General features: G+C 44.6%; 10 protein-coding genes. 4 read left to right on the top strand and 6 right to left on the bottom strand.

Annotation, left to right across the window (positions count from 1 at the left end; translation table 11 throughout):
- Nucleotides 1-305: 305 nt before the first annotated feature.
- Complete coding sequence (locus tag Q5691_RS25890) at nucleotides 306-1,706, bottom strand: AAA family ATPase (protein WP_333209437.1); 1,401 nt, start codon at nucleotides 1,704-1,706, stop codon at nucleotides 306-308.
- A gap of 330 nt (nucleotides 1,707-2,036) precedes the next feature.
- On the opposite strand from Q5691_RS25890, the gene Q5691_RS25885 reads away from it, so the two are divergent.
- Nucleotides 2,037-4,532: an ATP-binding protein gene (locus tag Q5691_RS25885; RefSeq protein WP_445305848.1), complete on the top strand. Its 2,496-nt coding sequence runs from the start codon at nucleotides 2,037-2,039 to the stop codon at nucleotides 4,530-4,532.
- A gap of 309 nt (nucleotides 4,533-4,841) precedes the next feature.
- On the opposite strand, the gene Q5691_RS25880 is transcribed toward Q5691_RS25885, so the two are convergent.
- Entirely contained in the window at nucleotides 4,842-5,033 is a 192-nt protein-coding gene (locus Q5691_RS25880) for a hypothetical protein (protein ID WP_333209441.1), read from the bottom strand.
- A gap of 686 nt (nucleotides 5,034-5,719) precedes the next feature.
- Nucleotides 5,720-5,992: a hypothetical protein gene (locus Q5691_RS25875; protein ID WP_333209443.1), complete on the bottom strand. Its 273-nt coding sequence runs from the start codon at nucleotides 5,990-5,992 to the stop codon at nucleotides 5,720-5,722.
- 783 nt (nucleotides 5,993-6,775) lie between these two features.
- Between Q5691_RS25875 and Q5691_RS25870 the strand changes: the two genes are divergently transcribed.
- Both Q5691_RS25870 and Q5691_RS25865 read left to right on the top strand, forming a co-directional pair.
- Nucleotides 6,776-12,466 carry an AAA family ATPase gene (locus tag Q5691_RS25870; protein WP_333347923.1) on the top strand — a complete coding sequence of 1,897 codons (5,691 nt, stop codon included), beginning with the start codon at nucleotides 6,776-6,778 and terminating at the stop codon, nucleotides 12,464-12,466.
- A gap of 200 nt (nucleotides 12,467-12,666) precedes the next feature.
- Complete coding sequence (locus Q5691_RS25865; protein WP_333210853.1) at nucleotides 12,667-12,912, top strand: hypothetical protein; 246 nt, start codon at nucleotides 12,667-12,669, stop codon at nucleotides 12,910-12,912.
- A gap of 15 nt (nucleotides 12,913-12,927) precedes the next feature.
- On the opposite strand, the gene Q5691_RS25860 is transcribed toward Q5691_RS25865, so the two are convergent.
- On the bottom strand, nucleotides 12,928-13,362 hold the full coding sequence (locus Q5691_RS25860; RefSeq protein WP_333210851.1) for an MAPEG family protein: 435 nt from the start codon (nucleotides 13,360-13,362) through the stop codon (nucleotides 12,928-12,930).
- 9 nt (nucleotides 13,363-13,371) lie between these two features.
- Nucleotides 13,372-13,800, bottom strand: coding sequence for a DUF6220 domain-containing protein (locus Q5691_RS25855; protein WP_333347918.1), 429 nt, complete (start codon nucleotides 13,798-13,800; stop codon nucleotides 13,372-13,374).
- A 92-nt stretch (nucleotides 13,801-13,892) separates the two neighbouring features.
- Here Q5691_RS25855 and Q5691_RS25850 point away from each other — a divergent pair, with 92 nt between their 5' ends.
- Entirely contained in the window at nucleotides 13,893-14,642 is a 750-nt protein-coding gene (locus tag Q5691_RS25850) for a LuxR C-terminal-related transcriptional regulator (protein ID WP_333210847.1), read from the top strand.
- A 122-nt stretch (nucleotides 14,643-14,764) separates the two neighbouring features.
- On the opposite strand, the gene Q5691_RS25845 is transcribed toward Q5691_RS25850, so the two are convergent.
- Nucleotides 14,765-15,838, bottom strand: a complete 1,074-nt coding sequence (locus tag Q5691_RS25845; RefSeq protein ID WP_333347917.1) for a M14 family metallopeptidase — start codon at nucleotides 15,836-15,838, stop codon at nucleotides 14,765-14,767.
- Nucleotides 15,839-16,130: the final 292 nt, after the last annotated feature.

Raw genomic sequence — 16,130 nt, 5'->3', positions numbered from 1 at the left:
ACGTCTTAAGTTTAACTCCAATCAGGCAACTTAATGTTTTGTTACATAGATTGGTTTTTTCCCGCCTATCTACTTATTGTATTCTAGCTGTTTCTGAGGGTATCGATCTTGGCTTTGCCAGTGTTCGATTTTCATGTTTTCTGAGTCAGGACGAATCCGTTGCATACAGTAACAGCAAATTCCTCTTTGCTCGCTCACCAGACTTGCTCTCAGGTCATCTTTTTGGGCATAGTTATCATAGTCAGTATTTGTATTGCACCGATGCTGTGTCAACGACGTTGGTTCGGTCTTTTTCTGGATGTTTCTCATTCATTACCTTCTAAGAATTTAATCAGCGATCGAGCTTGAGTAATCTCAGGATCTTCGTGTCCAATTTTTTCACCAAGGGGAATCATAGCTTGACGTGCACCATCAAAATTTTCATCATCAATTAGTCTAAAAAGAGCGTGAAGCTCGTCTGCTACCTCTTGATTACGTTCTGACGCTCCCATCTGCTCCTCTAGTATTCGGTTGGCATCAAGACCATAAGATTCTAAGGGAATTGTAGAAATAACTTTGCCAGTTTCTTCATCACGTTCGAGGACTCTAATACAGCTTGCTTCGACTTCACCAATAACAAGTGGCGAATGGGAAGTGCAAACAAACTGGATTGAGGGGAAGGTTTTGGTGAGGTCCTTCACAACTTGACGTTGCCATTTCGGATGGAGATGTACATCTATTTCATCAATTAGGACTAGCCCTGGTGTTTTTTGCAAAATTAGAGGCAATTTTTTACTAGATATATCTTCTGATTTTTCGGTTAGGAAAGAGGCATTTTGAGTAATGATTTTGATGGCAATATCGGCAATTAGACCTACCATCATTTTTTGACCAGCACTAAGGTTACTGAAGGGTTGGGGGTTGCTTTGGATGGAAACAACAATTTCCGATCGCTCTGGGTCAAACCATAGGTCATCTGCGTTGGGAATACAACGCAAAATAGCAAACTTTACAACCTTGTAACCAGGGCGCATTTGTCCCTGTCGATTGACAGAAGCGATCGCTTCTTTCTGAAACCAAGTATGGAGATCGGCGATTCTAATCCGTTCTTGAAAGCAGTCATAGAAGGCATCCCAACGGCGGGCGGGGCTGGTGTGGGTAGTGGCTTTGGGGTCGCGTTGGTTGGAGGGTAGCCAAAGTCGACCTGCTCCGTAGTAGGCGAGGATGGGTAGCCAGATTTTTTCGCCTGCTTCAACCTGTTGAAATAAAGTGGAGATAATTGCTAGAGCTTGTTTGGCTTCTGTGTTGGAGGTTCTAGAGCCGTTAGTTTTGATTTGTCTGAGCCATTGGACTCGCTGACTGTTAATCGTGCCGATCGCTTCAATCTGGACGGGTTTTCGTTCTATAAATTGGGTGATGGTGTCGGATTCGATCGCTTCTAAGCGAATTTCTGAGGGAAGAATGTTACGGCGGCTATTGTTGAGGGTTGTGTCGGGGGAGTTGACCAGCCAAATTCCAGCCGCGATCGCCAAAGCATCGAGGATCGTCGTTTTACCTGTGCCATTGTCCCCAACTAGCAAGGTAAATTGGGGATGCAAGTCAAGGGTATAGTCTGAAAATTTCTTGAAGTTTTCGATTTTTACTCGGTCAATTCTCATGGTAATGTCCCACTGTTGATGGGTATTCAGCTTGTAATTTGTAGCATATAAATCATCGTAGTACGACACCAACAGCTTTAATTATAGGATATCTATATGTCTCACAAAAAAGAACGATCGGACTAGAAACTAAAAGAGCGATCCTCTTCGAGGGCAACGCTTACGCACGCTCATTCAATGGCGCTTGACTCACTGGTAATTTTGAAGTATTTGGTATTGAGTATTGCGATCGCTGGCAACCTCAACTGATTGCCTCAATCTTTCACCGCTACATCAGATCGAGCTGAGAATTTTCATCCCTAGAAGGAAACACTAGGTATTTGTTTTTTATTGACTGTAAAAATAGCAATTGTATCACAATAGGATTACCCCTATCTGCTTGTTATGGAAATAGATCGTGTGCCATTTCTGAATCGCCTCCGGCGCACCATGTCCTCTGCGGAAGCTTGGGGGTTTAGTGTGGTTGGATATCTGATGTGGTTTACCTTAGCGCCGTTGATGCAAGCAGAAATTGGCTCTGCATCGCTGTTGGTCTGGATTCCTGGTGTGATCGTCGGAATTCTGTTTAACCTTCAAGTTCAGAGTTTGGGTGAGAAATATCCAGATGTATCTGGGGGGACACCAAATTACATCACGCGATTGCTTCATCGTTACCCTGCCCTTTCCCGCTACTTGGGGATTGCCTACTACTTGGGGTGGGTTTCCTTTCCGCCCATTAATGCGATCGTCATTACAAATTTGATCGAATTCCATTTAGAGCCGATGGGGCTGAGTATTCCAGAAAAAGTGTTTGAGATCGGTTTTACTACGATCGCTTACTTTTTAGCATTAAGTGGCACCCGCGCCGTCGCCATTCTGCACCTCTTTTTTATCTTTCCTTCGATCGGCTTTTTACTCCTCTTCTGCGTTCAGGGTTTAGGCTGGCTTGCCTTTTCGCCCCAAAGCCCCGGACTCTTGCCCAGCAGCATTGATGCCATCAGCGTCCATGACTGGCTGAAATGGTTCTTGTTTGCCGCTTATAGCTTCTATGGCTGTGACACAGCTTCATCCTTTGTAGCAGACAGTCTCCGCCCAAAAGACACCCTCAAGGCGCTGTCTTGGGTTGCCTGGTTCATGCCTCTGGTGTTTGTGGGTGGCACTTTAGTGTTGGTGCAGTTGGCAACCCCTGCCGGTTTAGAAGGCAATTTGTACGGCAAATTCCTGGTGGCTGCCAAGCCTTTCTGGGGAGACGCTGCCCCTGTCATCGTCACATTGCTGGTTGCGGCTAGCTGTTTGTTGGGATCTGCGACTAGCGTTTGCAATACGCCCCGCATCCTTTTTCAACTCGCGCAGGATGGGCTGTTGTCTCCAGTGTTTGGCGCAGTATCCCGTCGGGGTGCCCTAGAACCCGCGCTGCTGCTAACCTTTATCTGTAGTTTAGGATTTTTAGTATGGGGCAACACCACTCGAATTGTCGTGGTGTCAGGGGTGAGTTTTTTCATTTCTATCATGGGGTTCCACTTGGGGCTGTGGATGCAGCGCAACGATCCAGTCGTGCGTTGGGGGCGACTATCCTTAGCATTACTGGTGGTTGAGTTCATTTCTCTGGTGGTGGGTGGCCTTGCCTGGGGATGGATGGATTTTGGTATCGGGTTGCTGTTGCCATTAGCAGTGATAGCGATTGACGCTGCGATTCTGCGGATTCCTTGGGCATCTTTGCATTTACCGTGGTGGGATCGACTCCATACCAAGCCAGTAACTCCTCCTAAAAATGAATACTTTGTGGTGCTTCAGGTCGCAATTTTGATTGCGCTGATTTGTGGTACAGCGACGATCAGTTGGCTGATTCGCTCCTGGCTGCTGGTAGAAGCCGGAACCAACAATCCCTATCTGCTGATTATTGTGTTGATGACGTTGGCATTTGTGGGAGTGGCAATTGCTTGCTGGACAAGTCTGCCCCAGGTTGCTGCGATCGAAGAACTAGCAATCTCCTCAACCGCGCAAGCTCAAGAACTGGAGACAACCCTAAACGAACTGAAAACAGCTCAGATGCAAGTTATCCAAAGCGAAAAAATGTCAAGCTTGGGACAGTTGGTTGCGGGAATTGCCCATGAAATCAATAACCCGGTCAACTTTATCCACGGTAATCTTACCCACCTGGACGAATATACCCAAAATCTGCTGCAGATGATCGAACTCTATCAACAGCGCCATCCCAGCAACGATCCAGACGTGCAAGCAATGGCAGAGGAAATCGATTTGGAATTCCTCACTGAAGATATCCAAAAGATAATTTCATCTATAAGGGTAGGAACCGAGCGAATTCGCGGTATTGTCGTCTCGTTGCGAAACTTTTCTCGTATGGATGAAGCAGACTTCAAAGATGTTGATATTCATGAGGGAATTGAAAGTACATTGCTGATTTTGCAACACCGGCTCAAAGATAAACCAGAGTGTCCAGGCGTGGTAACGATCAAAGACTATGGCACATTGCCCAATGTGGAATGTTTCCCCGGACAACTCAATCAGGTATTCATGAATATATTAGTCAATGCCCTGGATGCCCTAGATGAGATGAATACTAAACGCTCCTATCAGGAGCTTAAAGACACCCCGAACCAGATTACGATTCGGACTTCTGTGATTGACAATCAATGGGTGGAGGTTGCGATCGCTGACAATGGAATCGGTATGCCAGACTCAGTGACGCAGCGCATTTTTGATCCCTTTTTTACCACCAAAGCCATCGGTAAAGGTACGGGTTTGGGGATGTCGATTAGTTATCAAATCATTACTGAAAAACATCGCGGTAAAATCAAGTGTTTTTCTACACCTGGCTCAGGCACTGAGTTTGTAATTCATATCCCCATTCGGCAACAGCCAATTTCAGCATTCCCGATCGCTGCTGAATCTTAACCACTTCGCGTTCAGTGCAGCCCTCAAACAATCTGAGGCGGTACAATAATCAATCAGGGTGTCTATTACCGCCAACTGCTCGATCTGAAGCCGTAAGAATCTTAGAAGTGCGATCGCCCTTTCCAAATCGCCCAATCAAAAATCGCACTCTCCCCAGGACAAAAACGCTAGAAACTAAGAGAGCGATCCTCTTCGAGGGCTTCGCTAACGCACGTGAATTGAAGGGCGATCGCCCGCAGGTAATTTTGAAGTATGGGTTATTGCGATCGAGTGTGCGAAGCTAATATTCATCAAATGAATGATTACATATTAATTTGTAGTTTTGGGCAACAATTGATTTAGCGCACCGCACAAGTATCGCTTCACGGTATCCCTACTTGCGCCCACGCCGCTGGGAATGGTAAAGATCATCTCGACAGTTAATAGATTTCCGTCGGGTGAGGCAAAAACATCGATCGGCAAAGCACGCTGAAATGCTGTTGCGGGATTTTCGGCTTTCATGACACCTGTGCTCACATCGGTGCTGATCGTTCTGATGCTCTCGCGGGCTAAAATGGGTCGTAATTGGGAAAATGCTCTCTCTATCGATAACCCCTCAACCTGAACACGTGCAGAAAAGGCGGCACCATTCAAAAAGTCCCCCTTTTTTTGAAAGCTTTCCTCGCAGGTGGTGGCAACAGCGGGGGTGGCTAAACATATGAGAGCTAGAGTCAAGACAAGCGATCGCATATTAGCTTAGTTAGAAGAATGAAACAATCACCAAGATCATGATGCACCATCATAGGATTATTTGGCAAGTGATGCAAATGCCTTCAATGGTTTTTAGCATGAGTTGCAGTCCGGTTAATATTCGCTGCTATTCTAGCAACTACAGCAACTAGAAGAATTAAGGGTAAAGACTAAAAAGGCGATCGTACTTAATAGAGGGTCGATTTAATCCTGGATTCTCATCTTCCAACAACATTTCACTCGCTTCACGTAAGTGCGCTTGTATGTCGTCTAAAGTTTCTCCTTGAGAATGCGCTCTCTTAGAAACCTGGAACATAGACTACATATAAATTCGTGTTAGGGTCTTTCGGAACCACCGCAGTCTAACGTCCTCATAAATTTCAACTCAAACAGCTTGACTTTCAAGCAAAATCCAATAAAATTAAGTTTAGCATATCTATCACATACAATACGTGAAATCACTTAGGAACAAGCTCAATAACACTACCTAGAGATGCAGCAAGTTTATATCCAATACCGATACCCAATAGCCTAGCATTTTGATGTTTCGCACTCAGGTAATCAGCAGCATATAAACCATTTTCATCAGCTTTATAGTCGCCTGTTTCTATATCCATGATGACGATCTTGCTAACATTCTCTTCTAAGTCACTTTTGGGGCGGATGCTGATCTCATACAAATGTTGGGCACGAGGCGGGACTTCTTCACGACTCCAAAGGAGGGTTTGCATACATTCCCCCTTTTTTGTAACTTTTTATCCTATTACTGACGTGGGCTGTATTACGCGAATTCACCATGTTTCTGGAGCGAGTTCTTGCGTTTTACCTGCGTGATACTCAGTCCGTGGCGCTGCAAGTTTGGCAACAGCGTCGGGAGAACGAGTATTTGCTGGTTCCGATCTGGGATCATCTTTAACTTATTCCATAATCTCATCTTGCTCACTTACAGACTAGGTGTTCAACTTAGCGATGATCGCGCGCTCAAGTAACTCAGTTTTGGCTAGCAAACTCTTACAATGTACCTGTTAAAAAATTAGGCAAGGCGATCGCGACTTGTACCCTGTTAAGAGCAACGATCGCGCCCGGTCGAAGTGCTGCAAACATTTTTTAGTAGAATGTATAATCCTAAGTGATAATAATTTAGGCACAGCCACATAATGAGCTACTGGGATGTAAAAAACCTGAGCTATGAAAACTTTAAGCGTCTGTGCGGAGTACGTCCAGAGACATTTAAACAGACGGTGGAGTTAGTGCGATCACCTAATTTATCTGGAGGCGCTTGTCCCAGCGCCAATTCTTGGTTTCCCAACTCCAGCATAGGTCTTATAGTTATAGTTAAAGATTAAGCCATCATGCACTTTAGCATTGAATGAGTGGACAAAATATTGGCACTTATTAACAAGCTGAGGTCCGGCTAGTTGAAATTCTTCCCAACAGGCGATCGAACATCGCTGTCTCAGGTTCCCATCCATCAATTCCACACCCGAATAATCGTACTCATCGAAAAAACGAATATGAAAACCCCGCTACCCGGTTACAAACTCTCATCGTTGCCGCTTCATGAAGGTGTCAATACAGTTATTTATCGCGGCGTTAGGGAGTCCGAGCGAACTCCGGTTATAGTAAAAACCCTTAAAGCTGAGTATCCCACAATAGAAGAAATCGCACGATTGAGGCATGAATATAAAATTCTCACAACTCTCGACATAGCCGGAATTATCAAAGCTTACTCTTTAGAAAAGCATAATAACGGTCTGGCGCTGATATTAGAAGATTTTGGCGGAGACTCCCTGAAAAACCTAATCACAGCTAAACAACTTGAAATCAGCAAATTTCTGAGTCTGGCAATTTATCTAGCAGAAACCCTAGCTCAACTGCATGAAAATAAGATTATTCATAAAGATATTAAACCGCAGAATATTATTGTCAACCCCAAAACCAGTCAAATCAAAATCATCGATTTTAGCATTGCCACGCACCTAGAGCGAGAAAACCAGACCCTCAGCAATCCCAACTTGCTAGAAGGTACCCTTGCCTATATGTCCCCAGAACAAACCGGGCGGATGAATCGCTCAATGGACTACCGTACCGACTTTTACTCATTAGGTGTCACCTTTTACGAAATGCTAACTGGAAAGCGGCCACATCAAGCCACCGACATCCTGGAATTAATTCACTGCCATATCGCTAAAACACCCGTGCCACCCCATCAGCAAATCGGTGAGATTCCCCAAGCAATTTCTGACATTGTAATGAAATTATTAGCTAAAACTGCTGAAGACAGATACCAAAGCGCTAGGGGACTAAAAGCTGACCTAGAAATATGCCGTCATCAACTGCAAACCCATGGGAAAATTGACAACTTTCCAATCGGTAAGAGGGATAAATGTGGACAATTCATCATCCCGCAAAAGCTCTATGGTCGTGAGCAAGAAGTAGCCACTTTGATGGCAGCCTTTGAGCGAGTCTCCGGCGGTACCAGCGAAATGATGCTAGTCAGCGGTTACTCAGGAATTGGCAAATCTTGCTTAGTAAATGAAGTTCAAAAACCGATTGTCAGGCAGCGCGGGTATTTTATCTCCGGTAAATTTGACCAATTAAAACGAAATATTCCTTATGCTTCTTTGATTCAAGCCTTTCAGGGTTTGATGCGGCATCTTTTAACAGAAAGTTCGGAAAAACTAGCGATTTGGAAAGAGCAACTTTTAGAAGCTTTAGGCTCAAATGGCCAAGTCATAGTAGATGTCATTCCCGAAGTCGAACTGATTGTCGGGCCTCAAGGAGGGGTTCCGCAATTGGGGCCATTTGAATCCCAGAATCGCTTTAATCGGGTGTTTAAAGAATTCATTCATGTATTTACTAAACCCTCACACCCGTTGGTCGTCTTTTTGGATGACTTACAGTGGGCAGATTCGGCATCACTCAAGTTGATTCATCTGCTTATTTGTGACCCGGACAGCCAATATTTACTGCTGATGGGAGCCTATCGAGATAACGAAGTGAGTCCGACGCATCCGTTGATGGTGACGTTGGATGAGATTCAAAAGAATGGGGCGGTTATAAATAATATCACCCTCCGTCCTTTGGATATTGGCAACGTCAGCTTGCTGGTAGCGGATACCCTGAATGAGTCTTCTGTTCCGAGACACCGGGTTTCTGAATTGTCTGAGCTACTTTTCAATAAAACCCAGGGCAATCCTTTCTTCTTGACTCAGATGTTCGCTACTCTGCATCAAGAAAAGCTATTGACCTTTGAATTCAGTGCTGGGTGCTGGCAGTGGTCATTGAACCAAATTCAAGCAGTAGGCATCACAGATTATAATGTCGTCGAACTGATTGCCAGAAATATTCAAAAACTCTCGGAGGAGACGCAGGATGTCTTAAAGCTAGCCGCCTGTATTGGAGACAAATTTAATTTAGACGTTCTGGCTATTGTCAATGAAAAATCTCAGTCGGAAACGGCGGCGGATTTGTGGGAATCTCTTCAGGCTGGCTTGGTTTTGCCCCTCAGCGAAGCCTACAAAATTCCTCTCGTTTTTACCTCCGATGAAATGAGCAGGGAAGTAAAGGAGAGAATAGTTCCAGATTGTCATCTGCTATCATGCTCACCGGGTCCTTTGCCTTACAGCTATCACGCGCCTATCGCTTATAAATTTCTCCATGACCGGGTGCAGCAAGCGGCGTATTCTCTTATTCCCGAATCTCAGAAACAACAGACTCACTTGAAAATTGGTGAACTGCTACTGGATCATACTCCTGCAGAGGAGATTGAAGAAAATATCTTTGAGATTGTCAATCAGTTAAATGTTGGGGCTGACTGCATCACGGATCAGGCAGAAAAAGATCGTCTAGCCCGATTAAATTTGATAGCCGGCAAAAAAGCTAAGGCAGCAACAGCTTATGAAACTGCCGCCAGACAACTACGGGTGGGGCTAGAACTCCTCAGAGAAGATAGCTGGGAAACTCAGTATGACCTGACGTTCCCTCTGTATGCGGAAGCGGCGGCCGTGGAATTTCTAAACATCAACTTCGAGCGAGCAAAAATCCTTTCTGAGGAGGCTCTCAAACACGCGAAAACTCTGCTCGAAAAAGTCAAAGTTTATGAAATCCAAATGCAGTTTTATTCCCAGCAAAACCAGATACAAGTCGCGTTTGATATTGGGCTGCAAGTTCTGGGGATGCTGGGTGTCTCTCTTTGTCCGGAACCTCCACAAGAAATGAATACTGAAGCGTTAGCTAATCTGCCAGAAATGACGGATATCAATAAGCTAGTGGCGATGGGGATATTATTGAAATCTGCTCCTCTTTCTTATCATGTGGCTCCTGCCTTATTTCCCCAATTTGCATTTACAATGATTGATCTGTCTATCCAATATGGTAATTCGCCCCAGGCCACTGCTGGGTATGCGGTTTATGGCTTACTTCTATGCGGGCCATTCGGTGAAATAGATGCGGGATATAGATTTGGACAACTAGCCTTAAATTTGTTGGATCGCTTTGATGCCAAAGAACTAAAATCTTACGTATATGTAGTTTTTAATGCTCATATTAGACACTGGAAAGAGCATGGCAAGGAAAGTTTAGCGCCAATGATTGAGGGAATTAAAAGCGGTCTGGAGACTGGAGATTTAGAAGATGTGGGTTATAATTCTATCTACTATTGCGATCATATATTTTTTACAGGTCAACCGCTGGAATTAGTTGCTCAGAAGCAGGCGCAATATCTTGATTTACTGCTGAATCTTAAACAAGATTCGCATATTCCTTACTTAAAGACGTGGAGAGTAATGGTATTACAATTACTCGCCGCATCTGAAGAGGAATATATGCTCAATGGCGAATTGTTGAATGAAGAAGAACTCCTCCACCAGTCAATTGCCGATAATAAACATATGTTTATTTTTTTGGCTCACCTGACAAAATTGATTCGACTTTATTTGTTTAAAGATTACGCTCAGTCACTCAAGAGCGCCCGCTCAGCAGAAAAATACAAAGATGGTGTGCCCGGTCTGATGAGTGGTGCGGAATACAATTTCTACTATTCTCTGGCTCTCCTTGCTCAATATCCCCAAGTTTCCAGCAGTGAACAAAAAGAATCCTTGAAGCAAGTGGCAAAAAATCAGAAAAAAATGCAGCAATGGGCTATACATGGGTCGATGAATTATCAACACAAGTACGAGTTAGTGGAGGCAGAAAAAGCACGAATTTTGGGAAAAATTGGCAAAGCGATGGAGTATTATGACGCTAGCATTCAAGGAGCCAGAGAACAGGGATACATTCAGGAAGAAGCCCTAGCTAATGAACGGGCTGCCGAGTTTTATTTCTATCGCGGGCGGGAGAAGATAGCGGAGATTTATTTGACGGATGCTTACTATGGCTATATTCGCTGGGGAGCGAAAGCAAAAGTGCAATATTTATCAGAAGAATATCCTGAATTCTTCTCGCGAATACTGACTAAAGAAACTCCCAGCTTCGACGTATCACGGACGACCAGCTCGACGACTACGGGGAGTTTTGCAGCACTTGATTTCGCATCTGTGATGAAATCTTCTCAAGCTATTTCTGGCGAAATTGTTCTGGAAAATCTGCTTTCTAAGTTATTGAAAATTGCAATTGAGAATGCTGGGGCTGAAAAAAGCTACTTCATTTTAGAAAAAGATGGTCAACTTGTGGTAGAAGGGACGGCAAGCATAGATAATGATGAGGTAGTAGTGCTGCAATCCACACCAATACAAACGAGTCATAAATTGCCGTTTTCTATCCTCAATTATGTGGCTAGAACGCAGAAAAATGTGGTATTAAATGATGCAAGCCAGGAGGGTATTTTTACCAGGGATAGCTATATTGTTAACGCCCAACCGAAGTCAGTTTTATGTATGCCAGTCGTCCATCAAGGAAAGCTCATTGGTCTGCTTTACTTGGAAAATAATCTGACAAGGAGTGCGTTTACTCCCGATCGCCTGGAAGTTTTAACCGTGCTCTGTTCTCAAGCGGCGATTTCGCTGGAAAATGCTCGACTCTATGCCAATTTGTCTGAGGCGACTGACAGCCTGAAACAAGCCAATGAGCAATTAGAAGATTACAGCCGGACTTTAGAACATAAAGTGGAAGAGAGGACGCAGGAATTAAAGGAAAAAAATCTGCTCCTGAGCCAGGAAATTGGCGATCGCGTGCAGATAGAGCAAGCTCTGCGACAATCAGAAGCGCAATTAAAAAAACAAGCCGAACAACTAGAGCTTTCTTTCCAAGAACTCAAGCGCACCCAGACCCAGCTAATTCAGACTGAGAAAATGTCCTCACTGGGACAGATGGTGGCCGGGGTGGCCCACGAAATCAATAACCCGATTAATTTCATATATGGCAACCTGAGTCACGTCAGGACATACAGTGAAGACATACTAGGATTGGTAAAACTCTATCAAGAACAATACCCCCATCCCACAGCAGCGATTGTTGAGGATATTGAGGCAATCGAATTAGATTTCTTGATGGAAGACTTACCCAAAGTGCTGGATTCGATGAAGGTGGGGGCAGACCGAATTCGCGAAATTGTCCTCTCCCTGCGAAACTTCTCGCGATTGGATGAAGCGGAAATGAAACAGGTCGATATCCATGAGGGCATCGATAACACCCTACTGATTTTGCAGCACCGACTGCAAGCTAAATTAGACCAGCCTGCTATTCAAATCATTAAAGAGTACGGCCCGCTGCCGCTGGTGGAGTGCTATGCGGGCCAACTGAACCAGGTGTTCGTAAATTTACTGGCGAATGCGATTGACACTCTCAATGACCAAAGGGGGCCGCGGGCGATCGCAATTCGCACCTCAGTGGGGTATGGGGAAGAAGAAAAATCCCCGATTTCCAATCCCGCCCTTGCGGAAAGCTCTACAGTTTCTTCGGCTGAGGTGGATTCCCCCAACCTCAACCCGACCCGGAAAGCTGCCCAATTTGTTGTGATTCGCATTTGCGACAATGGCCCCGGTATGACAGAGGAAGTGAACCGCCGGCTGTTCGACCCGTTCTTCACGACGAAACCCGTAGGGAAAGGCACCGGTTTGGGGCTGTCAATCAGCTACCAGATTGTGGTAGAAAAACACCGCGGACAGTTGAAGTGTGTTTCTCATCCCGGTCAGGGAGCAGAGTTCATCATTCAGATTCCTATTAAACAGGACTATCAAAAATTGGCTTTGCAAAGCAAAACCTGATGAGTAGTTGTTATTGGTATTTCCTGTAGTCCTAAACAGACAATGATCAGTTCTAGTGATGAATAGACATCTTGAAGAAGTCTGGGCGCAATTCCTTCTGTATTCCTTCTGTGCGCCTCTAATCCTATTGATATTTATGAATTTTTTAAACTTGATTTAGTTCATAATTATCAAGTCTAGCTCTCAGTTAGACTGTAAATATGATACCTCTCTTCTTCCGCGCGATCGCTCTTAACAAATATCGCACTCTCCGTATAACAACAATCAGGCTAGAAACTAAAAGAGCGAGCGACCAAATTGTAATTTTAAAGTATTGGGTATTGCGATCGCTAGTTCACTACTCGATTCAGTGGCAGACCGCCCCGCAAGACCCGGAACACACAGGCATAAACAGGGCGGGCTTTCCGCTGCACGCTCATTGTTCGGCGACTGTTGATAACTTCTAGCTCATTTGAGCGAGGTTAATCAATTATGCCAAAATGGATAAGTGCTGCGCGGATCGCGATGAACCACACCGCGAGCGTGGCAAATAGGTAGAGGTAGAACCGAAGTATGATGAGATTGAATGTGCAATGGACAGCGCTATGCAATGTGCGAAGCACAACGAATACCCACGCGGCGTTCACATACACTGTATCCACCTGCTTTGTGATGAACAGATATAGAACAAGTGCATAGAAAAGTATCGGAATCTCGAACAGGTTTTTTAGGTTATCCGATGGATTGGATACGCTTGGTGGCGAGATTTGTGCCAGTGCGCCCGGTACAGCAAGTTCTTTCGGGTCGAGCTTTCTACTGGTGATAAAACTGATACGGCGGATGTACATATACACCCAGACTAGGAGTGTTAAAAACACTGTTGCAAAGAAGGGACTGAAGATTGCATCTTGCGTCATTTTTACTTCTCAAATTTGATTGTTCTGATAGTTGGTGGGCGATAAAGTGCGCGATATGCTATGTACAAGGCTTGAAGAAACATAGAGTGACGTAAATCCAATTAGAGGATGGAGTATCTCTAGGTGAAGAGGAGTTTTGAGATGAATGCTGGCAAATTGTAGTCCAAGCAGGACTGGTAAACTTGCGGCGAGATGTCGTATTCTGCGTGAGAATGGGGCGATAAACGACCATCCCAGTAATACTAATGACAGCCCACTGTACCCTCGCACTAGCCAAATATGAATATCCCACCATGCAGGATTATTGAAGTAGGCAACTCCAACCGTTAATAACTGAGCAATTAAGCAGAGATTAAAGATGATTGAAGTCACATAAAAGCTGATGAGTATCCCACGTGTGGGAGTGCAATCAGGCTCGATTTCCGAACTTGTTGTCATGTCAAGTTGCTTTTGAGATTACAAGGGTAATATAATTCGAGTATTGCAATGCTTCTAGACCTCGATCGGGTACTCTTTTTGAGATCATGACCATGAAAAGTCCCTTGCAGCTTTTATTTGAAGCGATCGACCAGGTAGAGGACGAAGAAGATTTGCGATCGCAAGTCGTGCCCAAAATTGGTGAGTATTTTGCAGCTAAACGATCGGGAATCTTTTTCTTCGATCGACTGCCCTTGGTAGATAGCAATCTTCAGAAAACACTGCAAATTGGACTATCAATCGAACATAATCCTGTTGTGCGTTATCTAGTGGATCGTCACGCCCCTGTCCATGAAGCATTGGTGGCATCTCCCAAGGTTTGGACAATAATTTGTCCCCGACCCGATCATTGGCACGTGATGGCGGGGCCGATTGTCAGTCGCGGTCAATTAGTGGGTGCAGTAGGTTGCACCCGCGATCGGTCAATGCCCGCTTTCGATACAGAAAATCTAGCGGATTTGAGTGCGATATGTTTGCACTTGTCTGTTTGGGCTGCAACAGTACGCGCGGCGAAGCTATCCCGTAGGGAATCGCAGCACCAACCTTTCAATACCTCACGCCTAACGCCTCGTGAATTGCAAATTGCCGAATTGGTTGCTTTGGGGCGAACCAACGCAGGAATCGGGAGGGAACTTTGGATTACTGAGAATTCGGTGAAGCAAGCTTTGAAGCGAATGTTCCGCAAGCTTGAGGTTTCGTCTCGTGCAGAAATGGTTGCACAGCTTTCGGCGACCAAATATAATTTTCCAAGTGTAAAAATGTCTCCATCCAACTTGATGCAGAACACCCACCAATCAACTTAATGCTAGAAACCCGGAGAGCGATCCTCTTCGAGGGCAACGCTTACGCACCGAATTGAAGGGCGATCGACCAAATGGTAATTTTGAAGTATTGAGTAGGGCGATCGCTTACCGTCGCAACTCCTTCAGTCCATCAACGCTCGTTTACAAACATCAAGTCCTTGAGTTAAACATTGTTCTCGCCACTTGCGAGATATGGGTGCAAACATTTCTACCAACTGGTCTTTTGTCCATTCATAGCTCTGGTCTGACTTACCCCACCAGTAAGCACGATTCTCCGCCCGCAATGCCTTCAAGACTTGAATCGTTGAGTAAGTGCCAAATTCTGCGGTTAGTAAATCATAGCGACACTCTGGTAGAAGAGCTTGGCACCAAGTTTTTAATCCACCGCGAATTGGATATGACACACCTTCTGTACTGTTCGGTTCTATTGTTTCTACTCCAAATCGTTGAGCTAGTCTTGAACAAGATTCTGATGTTGCAGATGCGTCAAGCAAAAGCTTATAAGTTCCCCAGCGTCCTAAACCTGTGTGGAAATCAATATGCAGTACCTCTGAAGCATTACCAATCCATTGGGGCAAATTGCTAGCTAGAATCTCTTGAGTTTTGGATGGAGAATGACCGCCAAAAAAAAGCCCCTTGGGAAAATCGTATTGCCCTACAGGAAAAGTGTTTCTCAAACTCGTCATTCCATATCTCAATATCAGCCAGATAGCTTGAATAATATAAGGTTCAAAGCGGGATGGAGGTAAAGTTGGATTTAGAAAGGAATTGAATTTAGGATAGTCCTTTGGGCTACCCTCAAAAACTTCTTCAGATAATAAAAAGTTACGGTTTAAGTCTATGTTATTTTCATTCCAACGTCGTCGCCATGCAAAACCATAAGGATTCAGAGCATGAATAAATACAACCTTAATATCAGGTGACAAGGATGTGAGAAGTTGGTGCTTTTCTAACAAGGTAAGTTGGATTGCCGAACCCAAAAAGCCTTCTACTCCATGCAAGCCACTAGAAATGACTACACATCGTCGTGGGTTGGAAGAACCACCGATCGCCACATCAATAGTTAATTCTTCACCAGTTGGACTCACCTGATCAATTGGATAGGCTGTGTGCTGATAACCCAAAGATGAAGATGCTGATCGAAATCGCTCTCGTGCAGTAATGTAGTTGGGTGAAAATGCTTCTGAATCGCTCATAAATCTTCGTTACCCACCAGTAACCTTACAATTATGCCTGAAAAGATAACTCACATGGCATGACTATTAATTATACTGTAGTTGCGGTCTAACACTTCGATCGCCCTTTCCAAAAATCGCACTCTTGGCAGAACAATAACGCTTTACCGTTCGGTTAGTATTCCCTTTTATTCTAGCAAGTATAGAAATAAGAACAATTAAGAGTAAAGACTAAAAACTGTACTTTAGACTAAATAAAGATGAGAACGGTGGCTTTGAGAAGAACTAAAGCCACCGCGCCGGGAGAGAATAA

The organism is Microcoleus sp. w1-18aA5 (genome assembly GCF_036701705.1).
Taxonomy (GTDB): Bacteria; Cyanobacteriota; Cyanobacteriia; order Cyanobacteriales; family Microcoleaceae; genus Microcoleus.
The sequence above is the reverse complement of the archived record's forward strand: the minus strand, read 5'-3'. Positions and strand labels throughout refer to the sequence as shown.

Bases quoted from the DNA above. Each gene is read 5' to 3' on its own strand.
- Q5691_RS25850 (WP_333210847.1), top strand. From the start codon at position 13,893: ATGAAAAGTCCCTTGCAGCTTTTATTTGAAGCGATCGACCAGGTAGAG.
- Q5691_RS25855 (WP_333347918.1), bottom strand. From the start codon at position 13,800: ATGACAACAAGTTCGGAAATCGAGCCTGATTGCACTCCCACACGTGGG.
- Q5691_RS25865 (WP_333210853.1), top strand. From the start codon at position 12,667: ATGATACCTCTCTTCTTCCGCGCGATCGCTCTTAACAAATATCGCACT.
- Q5691_RS25860 (WP_333210851.1), bottom strand. From the start codon at position 13,362: ATGACGCAAGATGCAATCTTCAGTCCCTTCTTTGCAACAGTGTTTTTA.
- Q5691_RS25875 (WP_333209443.1), bottom strand. From the start codon at position 5,992: ATGCAAACCCTCCTTTGGAGTCGTGAAGAAGTCCCGCCTCGTGCCCAA.
- Q5691_RS25880 (WP_333209441.1), bottom strand. From the start codon at position 5,033: ATGAAAGCCGAAAATCCCGCAACAGCATTTCAGCGTGCTTTGCCGATC.
- Q5691_RS25870 (WP_333347923.1), top strand. From the start codon at position 6,776: ATGAAAACCCCGCTACCCGGTTACAAACTCTCATCGTTGCCGCTTCAT.
- Q5691_RS25845 (WP_333347917.1), bottom strand. From the start codon at position 15,838: ATGAGCGATTCAGAAGCATTTTCACCCAACTACATTACTGCACGAGAG.